Source organism: Campylobacter concisus, from assembly GCF_902460545.1.
Classification (GTDB): domain Bacteria; phylum Campylobacterota; class Campylobacteria; order Campylobacterales; family Campylobacteraceae; genus Campylobacter_A; species Campylobacter_A concisus_AE.
Window position 1 is genome coordinate 252,696 of sequence record NZ_CABPUE010000007.1, and the last position, 11,393, is coordinate 264,088.

The window sequence follows — 11,393 nt, forward strand, 5'->3', positions numbered from 1 at the left end:
TAATCACTAAATAATAACGAAATAGGGCATAAATTTGAGCAAGGCAAATACCTTAAAATACTTTTTATTATCACAATATTTGGAGCCAAAAACCTTAGACAAGCCGAAAAAGACAAATACTAAATTTAAAAAATCAATAGACCTTGAGATCGTAAATTTTGATGAGAAATTTCTACAAATTTTAAGGGCATTTGATAGCTCGCTTTTAAAAAATGGTATAGAAATTTCAATTTATGGTGGTATTTTTGAGACTGACTTGCTTGCTATTTATATATCAAAGCTGGCAAAGGTAAAATTTGAAAAAGAGCAAATTTTAGATGAGCTACGATCTGAGCAAACGAGCTTTGAAAAGGCATTTTGTTATAAATTTAAGCTTGCTGGTGATTTGGTATTTTGTAAGGATGACCAAAACTTTGCTTTAAAAGATGTAAATTTAGATGATGATTTAACTCCGTTTTTTACACCAAACTCATCTGATGATCTTTTCATCTCAACAGCTCCTTGGGCAATGGCTCGCCTAAATCATCTAAAAGAGATAAGCCAAAGTGACTTTAGCAAAGAATGTGAGCGTATAAAAGACAAGCTATCTATCTATAAAGAAAAAATGGAATTTGGCAAATATATAAAGCTTATAAACGATGAGCTAAAAAGTGTACTTAAAACACCATTTTGTAATGATTTCTTAAGGCTTGAGATAAAGATCATAAATCCAAATTTTAAAGAAAATGATAGCCTTTTAAATAGCCTTTTTATAGATGATATAAATTTGCTTATAAAATTTTACGAGTCAGGCAGGACGCACGAGCCGACGGATCAGTTTTTAGACGAGGGCAGTGAGAATAAATTTGAAAGACTTGATGTAAGAGATGAGCAAAATAAAAGGCTTGTTAGAGATTTTTTTAAAGCAGAAGAGTATCCAAGATCGGCTTTTGCTAGCGACTTTGCTTTAAATTTCTCGCAGCAAATTGCTGTTAATAACATCATTAAAAAATTTAAAGAAAAAAGTGGTGGAATTTATAGCGTAAATGGCGCTCCAGGCACTGGTAAAACAACGCTTTTAAAAGATGTAATGGCTGAAGTTGTTACGCTTAGAGCGATGAAGCTCGCACAAATGAGTAGACATGATATCTTTGCACCAGTTCGAGATAGTAGCGATAAGGTGCTTTATTTTACTCTAAATAAAGAACTTCAGGGCTACGAGATGGTTGTTAGCTCTTGCAATAACGGTGCGGTTGAAATTTTAAGTAAAGAGCTTAGCCAACTAAAAAGCATCGGTAGTTACGCAGGCGAGATTGATTATTTTAAATTTATAGCTACAAGGCTTCTCTCGGCCGATGAAAAGACAAATTTTGGAGAAAAATCTTTTATCTCAAAACCTGCATGGGGGCTTTTTTGCATACCTCTTGGCTCAAAGCAAAATAAGTCAAATTTTGTTTTTAATGCGATTAATGGCGTAAAGATCGAAAAAACGCATAGTCAGTTTGAAGATATTTCAAAAGAATTTAAAGAATTTATAGAACAAGATGGCTTTTTAATGGGGCTTGGCAAATACTTGGCTACCGGCGAAGGAATTGATGATTACGACGAGGCAAAGGAGAAATTTAATCAAGCCCTACATGAAGTAAATCTACTTTTTAGTGAGATCAGGATCAAAGAAGAGGAGCTAAAAAGTATAAATAGTGAGCTTATAAATATCGATAAAAGACTTGATAACTATAATTCAGCAAGGCAAATAGACGAGCTCTTAAGGCCACTAATAGATGAACTGGATTCGAGCAAAAATGAGCTAGAGCAAAAGGCTACGGAAGCTAACGAGCTAACAAAGCTTATCGGACGAAATGAAATTTTGCAAGAGTATCTGAGTGCGCCTATAAAGCCATCATTTTTTATTTTCCAGCAAATTTTAAAGACGCAAGCTTTTGAAAAATATAATAATGAAGCGCAAAAAGTTAGTGAGATAAATCTCCAAATAGCTGAGCAAAATTTGAAAGCAAATAAGCAAAATAGTGAAAATAAAGAGAAGAATGAAGCAAAATTAAACGAACTAAAAGCTCAAATAACTCAGCTTGAAGAGAAAATTTTAGAACTTAACACCAAGATAGACCATCTAAACAAGCTTAATGATGACTTTGTTAGACGTCAAAAATTAATTGGTAGAAGCGAAGAGCTTGATAGCTTTTTAAATGGTAGTTTTAACCAGAGTAATGAAGAAATACAAAAGAGTATGCCATTTATGATGGAGCGTGATCTTGATGGAAAATCCCACAAGACGAAGCTTTTTAACGCAAGAATCAAGCTTTTTAAAGAAGCGCTTAATTTGCATAAAGCCACTATCTTTGCTTGCAAAGAAGCTGTTAGAACAAATTTACGAGCTCTTAGCGTTATATTTAATGATGAAAAGATGGCTGAGAAAAACGGGCTTGAGGCTAAATATAGACGTGAAATAATAAAAGGATTATTTTTACTAACGCCAGTTGTTAGTTCTACTTTCGCATCTTTTAATAATACCTTTAAAGAGCTACTAAATGGTGATATAGGCTTGCTCTTAATAGATGAAGCAGGGCAGGCAAATTTAACTAACGCATTAGGTGCACTGCTTCGTTCAAACATGGCTGTTGTAGTTGGTGATCCACTTCAACTTGAGCCTGTTGTAACATTACCACCAGCTTTAAATAACGCTATTTTACGCTACTGTGATGCAAAGGATGAGTTTAATCTACTAAAATCATCAGTTCAACTTCGAGCCGATAAAGTACAAAATATTGGTACATATATAAAAGGAGAGGGTAAGTCCATTTGGGTTGGTTCACCACTTATCGTTCATAGAAGGTGCGCTAACCCTATGTTTAAAATTTCAAACGAGACAACATATGATGATATGATGATACTTGGTAGAAATAGTGAAAGTAAACTTAGTGATCCTAATATCAAAACAGAATGGATTGATGTTAGTAGTGATGAATGGATAGGTAACTATAATAAAGCCGAAGGCATGATCGTTAAAGAGCTTTTAGATGGTAAGCTAGCCAAGCTAAAAGATAGTGTTAAAATAATAACGCCTTTTAAAGATGTTTGTAAAAATTTAAAAGGGGCCGGTACTATTCACACCATGCAAGGCAAAGAAGCTGATGTTGTTATCTTTGTCCTTGGAGGTGCTACAAAAGGTGCTAGAGCATGGGCTGCTAGTACGCCAAATTTACTAAATGTAACACTAACAAGAGCAAAAGAGGTTATTTATATAGTTGGTAACCGAGAAAATTGGTCTAATTTGCCATATTTTGAGGTAGCAGCTAGAAAAATAGATAAAGGACAAATTTGAATCATTTTGCAAAACGTATAATCCCATGCCTTGATGTAAAAGATGGCAGAGTCGTAAAAGGCGTAAATTTCGTAGGGCTTGTCGATGCTGGAGATCCTGTTGAGATAGCTAAAAGATACAATGATGAGGGTGCTGATGAGCTTTGCTTTTTGGATATCACTGCCTCTCATCTTGGGCGTGATACGATAGTTGATGTCGTAAAAAAGGTCGCAAGTAAGCTTTTTATCCCACTAACAGTTGGTGGTGGTATACGCACGTTAGATGATATATCACGCCTTTTAAATGCTGGCTGCGACAAAGTGAGCCTAAACTCATCGGCGATAAAAGATCCAAATTTGATTGATGAGGCAGCTAATAAATTTGGCTCGCAATGTGTTGTAGTAGCGATCGATGCTAAAAAGATCGAGAATGGTTATAGTGTTTTTATAAATGGCGGCAGGATCGATACTAAAAAAGATGCATTTGCTTGGGCAAAAGAAGTTGAGTCGCGTGGAGCAGGGGAGATATTGCTAACCTCTATGGACAATGACGGTGTCAAACAAGGTTTTAACCTTGAGCTAACAAAGGTATTTAGCACGCTTTCCATACCAACTATCGCAAGTGGCGGTGCAGGTAAGATTGAGCACTTTAAAGAGGCTTTTGAAGCCGGGGCTGATGCATGCTTAGCAGCTTCGATCTTTCACTTCGGTGAGATCGAGATAAAAAAGCTAAAAGAGTATCTCAAGACAAATAGTATTGAGGTCAGGCTTTGATGCTAGTTATCTCAGCTGGAAAAAACGAAATTTTTGACTTTGCCTTGCCGATGGGCGTGGGGCTAGTCGATATGGCGATAAATTTGACAAAATTTTTACAGAAACGAGCATGTATTGGAGCGGATGAAAAGGGTATAAATTTAAAAAATATCGATCCGCACTATCTTGCAAAGATTGAAGCTAAATTTGCAAGCTCATCAAATCCAGAGCTACAAAATCTAAGCCAAAATTTGTCAAAAAATCCTGAACGAAATTTATATCAGATGCCAGAAAAGATAGTTTTCGTTGGCTCAGCTGGTCTTTATAAAGATGGTGAAATTTTACAAATTTATGAAAGTTCGGTTGGGGCAAATATTGAAATTTCTAGCGTAGAAAATAGATCTTATTCACCGATTGAGTGTGAAATTTCTTCTATCGTTTCACGTGGAACTATCAAAACAAATTCGTCAAATTTTATAACGACAGACAAAAATTTGGCTCATAAGATGTTTGAAAAGGGTTATTTTTTAGAAAATATGGAGTTTTTTTCTGTTCTAAAAGTAGCTCAAATTTTTAAAATTCCAGCTTATGGAATTTTCGTAGCGACAAATTTTTGTGATAAAAATGCACATGCTGATTTTATAAAAAATCACGCAGAGGCCAAGAAAATTCTAACAAAATATATAAAGGAAAATATGTGATAAATTTGCTTGATCTTAGTATCGATGAGCTAAAAGAGTTAGTTTCTCCACCATTTAGAGCAATACAAATCTACGAGTGGATATATAAAAAAAATACAACCGAATTTAGCCAAATGCTAAATTTACCTAAAGATATGCGTCAAGATCTGGCTGAAAAATTTTATATCGATCCTTTAAAATGTGTAAAATTTGAGCAAAGTAGTGATGGTTCGATCAAGTATCTTTTTGAGCTAAAAGATGGGCTAAAGATAGAGAGTGTCTTACTCCCGATGAAAGAGGAGATTAGTGATGAGAATGGAAAGATTAGTCGCCATGCTCGTTATACAGTTTGTGTTAGCTCACAGGTTGGCTGTAAAATGGGATGTGCTTTTTGTCTAACAGCAAAGGGCGGGCTTGTTAGAAATTTGACTGCAGGCGAGATTGTGGGGCAAATTTTATGGATAAAAAGAGAGAATAAGATACCTTATGAAAGACGCATAAATGTCGTTTATATGGGTATGGGTGAGCCACTTGATAATCTTGCTAACGTTAGTAAAGCGATCAAAATTTTAGCACTTAACGAGGGTCTAGCCATATCGCCGCGTCGTCAAACCGTTTCAACTAGCGGACTTGGCAGCCAGATAAAAAAGCTTGGCGAGATGGATCTTGGCGTGTTATTGGCCATATCGCTTCATGCTGTTACTAATGAGCTTAGAAGCCGCCTAATGCCGATAAATAAGGCATATAACATCGAGGCTGTTATGGATGCTGTTAGGGGATTTCCTATCGATATGCGAAAGCGTGTAATGTTTGAATACCTTGTTATAAAGGATTTAAACGATAGCGTGAGTGATGCTAAAAAGTTGGTAAAACTACTTCATGGCATAAAAGCAAAGGTAAATCTTATATATTTTAATCCACATGAGGGCAGTGAATTTGGACGACCTGAGCTTACTAGCATGCTAAAATTTCAAGAATATCTAAGAGATCACGGTGTTACTTGCACGATCAGACAGAGCAAAGGACTTGACATAAGTGCGGCTTGTGGGCAGTTAAAACAACGAAATGAAAATGCAAAATTTAAAGCTATTTCTAGCGATAAAAATTTAAAAACACATTCACTTGAAGATAATAGTAAAGCCAGTGTGAGTTAGAATGAGTGTACTTGATATAACCGAAATAGTCTTTGTTGCTGTTGTGGTTTTACTTGGATTAGGGCTTATTTTAAAAGTTTTAAAAGATGAAAAAGATAGGCATAAATTCTAAGCCTTAATATCAAGATAAAGCCTAGCTCTCATAAATAAATAAAATGGAGTGTTAATTACATAAACTACAAAGTTATCATTATGGTATCTAAATGCGATGAACTTTGGCAAAAGCAGGTAAAGATTTATTAAAAAAAGAAAATTTTAGACTAAAGTAAACCTTCTTTTGCAAGTCTATAAAATTCGCTTTCATCGTCAAATTTACTTTTTATGTTATAAAAAATTTCATCAAATTTAAAAGAAATTTCATCTGAGTGGAGCAAGAGCCTTTTTGCTCCAGTTAAATTTATCCGTTCACGCTCGCTCATCTCTTTGTCTAAAATTTTCTCGATCTGTGGACGTGACAAACCATAAAGTGGTTCGCCGAGTATCTTGTGTTTCACATGAAACAAATGCAAGCGAATTTGATGTTGTCTGCCAGTGAGTGGAATAGCCCGAACCAAAGTTGTATTGATATCGTCAAAATATCTGATCGGCAAAATTTTAGTCAAAGCACTCTTACCGTTTTCGCAAATTTGCATTCGCATTTTCACATCGTCGTAGTTGTTTGCTAGATCCATTTTGGCATCGATCGTAAATTCTCGTTCGATCTTGCCTTGTACCATCGCGACGTAGCTTTTAAAAACCTCTCTGTCTTCAAAAATTTTCTTTAGTTTTATCGTAGAATTTCTGTCTTTTCCAACAACTATCACGCCACTCGTCTCAAAGTCTAGCCTATGCGCCACGCTCGCATCTCTTCCAAAAAGCGTATAAATTTCATCATTTAGCGAGTACTCACAGTGTCTGCCATTTGGGTGGCTTAGTACTCCGCTTGGTTTGTCAAATACCGCAAAGCTTTCGCACTCAAAGATCGGCTTAAGTCCCTTTGGCTCCGCCTCATAGTCGATCAAAAAAATATCGCCACACAAAATGGTATTTTTCTCACTCACGACACTACCGCCACATATCAGCCTACCTTTATCTATGAGGCGTTGCGCTTCTCTCATGCTAAAGCCAGTTTTCATTAAAATTTCATACGCTTTTTGTTTGTCTGCAGTGGCAATAAATTTATTTACGTAGGGCAATGTAATCCTTTTAAAAATGAGTGAGTTAGCTTAAGCACAAATTTATAAGTATATAACCGACATTTCAGCACGGATTTTATATAATCCAAACTTAAATTTTATAAAATTATACGATGTAGTTTTTAGCTTCCAATACTAAAAATTACTTTTATGATAAAGAAAACTAATACAAAAAGGTTCAACAATGGTCGAAAGATACTCGCGCAAAGAGATGGCTGATAAGTGGAGTATGCAAGCAAAGTATGATGCTTGGCTCAAGGTAGAAAAAGCTGCCGTTAAAGCTTGGAATAAGCTTGGCTTCATAAGCGACAGCGACTGCGAGAAAATTTGCAAAAATGCTAAATTTGAAGTGGCTCGCATTGACGAGATAGAAAAGACGACAAAGCACGACGTCATCGCATTTCTAACAAGCGTCAGCGAGAGCCTTGGCGATGAGAGCAGGTTCGTGCACTACGGCATGACCTCAAGCGACTGCATCGACACAGCCGTCGCACTTCAGATGAAAGAGAGCCTAGAGCTCATCATCAGCGACGTAGAGGAATTTATGCAGGCAGTCAAAAACAGAGCAAACGAGCACAAGCATACACTCATGGTCGGCAGAAGCCACGGTATCCACGGTGAGCCGATAACTTTTGGCCTTGTGCTTGCCATCTGGTACGACGAGATCGCAAGGGCGCTAAAGCTCATCAAAGATGCAAAAGATACGATCAGCTACGGTAAACTCTCAGGCGCTATGGGAAATTTAGCCCACGCTCCGATGGAATTTGAAGAGCTAACATGCGAAGAGCTAGGTCTTAAAGCTGCCCCAGCGTCAAATCAAGTGATCCAGCGCGACCGCTATGCCCATGTGGTAAGCGCCATCGCAGTTCTAGCCTCTACTTGCGAGAAGATCGCAGTTGCCATTAGGCACTACCAAAGGACTGAGGTTTATGAGGCTGAGGAGTACTTTAGTCCAGGACAAAAGGGCTCAAGCGCTATGCCACACAAACGCAACCCAGTCCTTAGCGAAAACATCACTGGTCTTTGCAGGGTGCTACGCTCATACGTCACGCCTGCACTTGAAAACGTCGCCCTTTGGCACGAGCGCGACATCAGCCACAGCTCGGTCGAGAGATTTATCCTACCAGATATGTTTATCACGGCTGATTTTATGCTGGTTCGCATCAAAAGTTTGATAGCAAATTTAGTCGTCTATCCAGAAAATATGATGAAAAATTTAAATTTAACAGGCGGACTAGTCTTTTCACAGCGCGTACTTTTGCAGCTACCGCAACGTGGAATTTCTAGAGAGGACGCCTACAAGATCGTTCAGCGCAATGCTATGAAGGTCTGGGCAGACTTGCAAGAGGGTAAAAAAGCGATCGACGAGCAAGGTCACAGCCTATTTTTACAAAATTTGCTAAACGACGAGGATCTAACCAAGAGCCTTAGCAAAGATGAGATCAAAGAGTGCTTTGACTACAACTACTACACTAAAAATGTAGATAGAATTTTTGCCAGAGTTTTTGGTAAGTAATTTAAATGCAAGAAGCAAATTTATGCTTCTTGCTTCAAGACATCGCTTCAAAAATTTTTACAATCATTTTAAAATAAGATCAAATTTTTTAATTTTTTAAAAATAAAATATTATTTCTTGAGTTAAATTTTATATTTAAAAGCACTTTTTAACAAAGAGAGTTTTTATCTCCTTTTGGATAAAATCCCAAATTAAAATTTAACACGGAGAGATATTTTTGAAAGTTATAAAACGTAATGGCAGAACAGAAGAGCTTGATATCAGTAAGATTAAAAAATATACAAATGAAGCCGTTTTTGGCCTTAGCAATGTAAGCCTTAGCGAGCTTGAGGTAGATGCGAAAATCCAGTTTAGAGATATGATAACGACTGAGGAAATTCAGCAAACTCTTATAAAAACAGCAGTTGATAAGATCGACATCGACCGCCCAAACTGGACATTTGTCGCTGCGAGACTATTTTTATACGACCTTTATCACAAAGTATCTGGCTTTAACGGCTACAATCACTTAAAAGATTATCTAGTAAAAGGTGAAAAAGTAGGCCGTATCATCCCTGGACTAAAAGAGAAGTACGATCTTGAGGATCTAAACGCTTATATCAAGCCTGAGCGTGACCTTCAGTTTGCATATCTTGGTATCAAAACGCTTTACGACCGCTATCTCATCAAAGATAAGAATGGCATGCCAATAGAGCTGCCACAGCACATGTTTATGGCGATAGCGATGTTTCTTGCGCAAAACGAGCTAGACAGCCAAGGCTGGGCTAAGAAATTTTACGACCTTATCTCTAAATTTGAAGTGATGCTAGCCACGCCAACACTCTCAAACGCAAGGACTACACGCCACCAGCTAAGCAGCTGTTACGTAGGTAGTACGCCTGATAATATCGAAGGAATTTTTGATAGCTACAAAGAGATGGCACTACTTTCAAAATTTGGTGGCGGTATCGGCTGGGACTGGAGCAAGGTGCGCGCAATGGGCGGTAGCATCGATGGACACAAAAACGCAGCTGGCGGTATCATACCATTTTTAAAAGTAACAAATGACATCGCAGTAGCGGTCGATCAGCTAGGTACTAGAAAGGGTGCGATTGCTGTTTATATCGAGCCTTGGCACATGGACGTGAGCGATTTTCTCGATCTTCGTAAAAATTCAGGCGAAGAGAGACGCCGTGCACACGAGCTTTTCCCTGCGCTTTGGATAAACGATCTATTTATGAAGCGTGTCAAAGAAAATGGCCGATGGAGTCTCTTTGACCCAGCTCAAGTAAGCGATCTTTGCGACCTTTACGGCGAGGCGTTTGAGAAGAGATATTTAGAGTATGAAAACGACGAAAATATCCAGAAAAACACCATCCTTGCAAAAGAGCTTTGGAAGAAAATTCTAACTAGCTATTTTGAAACGGGCATGCCATTTTTATGCTTTAAAGACAATGCCAACAAAACAAATCCAAACGACCACGAGGGCATCATCAGAAGCTCAAATTTATGCACCGAAATTTTCCAAAATACAGCGCCAAACTACTATAAGATCAAGATCACTTACGAAGATGGCAGCGAGGAGTTATTTGACGAAGAAGAAGACGTCACCGTCGATAGCGGCATAACTAAAAAAGCCAAAAAGCTTAGTGCGCTTGATAGCCTAAAAGGCAAGCAAATTTTCATCGTAGAAAAAGAGAGCATCGAGGGCAAAACGGCAGTTTGCAACCTTGCAAGTATAAATTTAAGCAAGATAAACAGCAAAGAGGACATCGAGCGTGTCGTGCCGATAGCTATTAGGATGCTTGATAACGTTATAGATCTAAATTTCTACCCGCACAAAAAGGTAAAACACACAAATCTAGCTTCTCGCTCGATCGGCCTTGGCGTCATGGGCGAAGCGCAAATGCTAGCTGAGAAGAACGTAAAATGGGGCAGCTATGAGCATTTGGCGCTCATTGATAGCATAATGGAAAACATAAGCTACAACGCGATCTACGCTAGCTCAAATTTAGCCGTGGAAAAGGGCATCTATCCAAAATTTGAAGGCTCAAAATGGAGTAAAGGTATCATGCCGATAGACACCGCAAACGAGAATGCAAAGGCTCTTTTAAACGACAAAGGCGGGCTATTTGACGAAAATATCTGTGACTGGGATAAGCTAAGAGAAAAGGTCAAGCGTGACGGCATGAGAAACGGCTACCTAATGGCGATCGCTCCAACTAGCTCGATCTCGATCCTTGTTGGAACTACTCAGACTATCGAGCCAGTATATAAGCGCAAGTGGTTTGAGCACAATCTAAGCGGTATGATCCCAAACGTTGTGCCAAATCTCAGCCCTGACACTTGGCAGTTTTACACGCCAGCTTACGAGCTTGATCAGAGAATTTTGATAAAAGCAGGCGCGATCCGCCAAAAATGGATCGACCAAGGCCAAAGTCTAAATATTTTCATGAGCTTAGACAAAGCAAGCGGCGGATATCTAAGTGAAATTTACACGCTTGCATGGGAGCTTGGACTAAAATCAACTTATTATCTACGCTCAGAGTCACCAGACAGCGAAAAACTAAACGACGTGGCCGACCGCTCGATTGAATGCGAGGGTTGTCAGTAAAATCATATAATTAAAACATTGAAATCTAATTAGTAAAATTACGAAAGGATAAATTTGGAAAATAAAGATATTGTTTTAGCTCAATGGCAAACCTGTGTGGAAATGGCAAATTATATAAGCCAAAGGCGAGATACTTTAAACAATTTGTTTGTAACTCTCAACATGGCAATTTTAACGGCTATTTCAATTATATGGGATTTAAAATCTTTAATTATTTCTTTGCTT

Annotated in this window: 7 protein-coding genes; 6 read left to right on the plus strand and 1 reads right to left on the minus strand. The window is 37.9% G+C overall.

The annotated features are described in order from the left end of the window. Positions 1 to 34 precede the first annotated feature (34 nt). Genes FZ949_RS06470 through rlmN form a run of 4 tightly spaced genes read left to right on the plus strand, consistent with a single transcriptional unit; the run spans position 35 to position 5,884 of the window. The gene (locus FZ949_RS06470; protein ID WP_148790262.1) at positions 35 to 3,319 is read left to right on the plus strand and encodes a DEAD/DEAH box helicase; all 3,285 of its coding nucleotides are present in this window, start codon (positions 35 to 37) and stop codon (positions 3,317 to 3,319) included. After that, the gene (hisF, locus tag FZ949_RS06475) at positions 3,316 to 4,071 is read left to right on the plus strand and encodes an imidazole glycerol phosphate synthase subunit HisF (RefSeq protein ID WP_103576766.1); all 756 of its coding nucleotides are present in this window, start codon (positions 3,316 to 3,318) and stop codon (positions 4,069 to 4,071) included. Before FZ949_RS06470 ends, hisF begins: the two co-directional genes overlap by 4 nt. Next, positions 4,071 to 4,751, plus strand: a complete 681-nt coding sequence (locus FZ949_RS06480) for a purine-nucleoside phosphorylase (RefSeq protein WP_148790285.1) — start codon at positions 4,071 to 4,073, stop codon at positions 4,749 to 4,751. Before hisF ends, FZ949_RS06480 begins: the two co-directional genes overlap by 1 nt. Next, positions 4,748 to 5,884 (plus strand): dual-specificity RNA methyltransferase RlmN, encoded by a 1,137-nt coding sequence (gene rlmN / locus FZ949_RS06485; RefSeq protein WP_103579952.1) that lies wholly within the window; start codon positions 4,748 to 4,750, stop codon positions 5,882 to 5,884. Before FZ949_RS06480 ends, rlmN begins: the two co-directional genes overlap by 4 nt. Positions 5,885 to 6,144: 260 nt before the next feature. Here the strand turns inward: rlmN and FZ949_RS06490 are convergent, their stop codons facing one another. After that, positions 6,145 to 7,059 carry a pseudouridine synthase family protein gene (locus tag FZ949_RS06490; RefSeq protein WP_103579951.1) on the minus strand — a complete coding sequence of 305 codons (915 nt, stop codon included), beginning with the start codon at positions 7,057 to 7,059 and terminating at the stop codon, positions 6,145 to 6,147. Between the two features lie 184 nt (positions 7,060 to 7,243). Between FZ949_RS06490 and purB the strand changes: the two genes are divergently transcribed. Together purB and FZ949_RS06500 are read left to right on the plus strand one after the other, a co-directional pair. After that, positions 7,244 to 8,575, plus strand: a complete 1,332-nt coding sequence (purB, locus tag FZ949_RS06495) for an adenylosuccinate lyase (protein WP_148790263.1) — start codon at positions 7,244 to 7,246, stop codon at positions 8,573 to 8,575. Between the two features lie 217 nt (positions 8,576 to 8,792). Beyond that, positions 8,793 to 11,168: a ribonucleoside-diphosphate reductase subunit alpha gene (locus FZ949_RS06500; protein WP_103579949.1), complete on the plus strand. Its 2,376-nt coding sequence runs from the start codon at positions 8,793 to 8,795 to the stop codon at positions 11,166 to 11,168. The last annotated feature ends 225 nt before the right edge of the window (positions 11,169 to 11,393 follow it).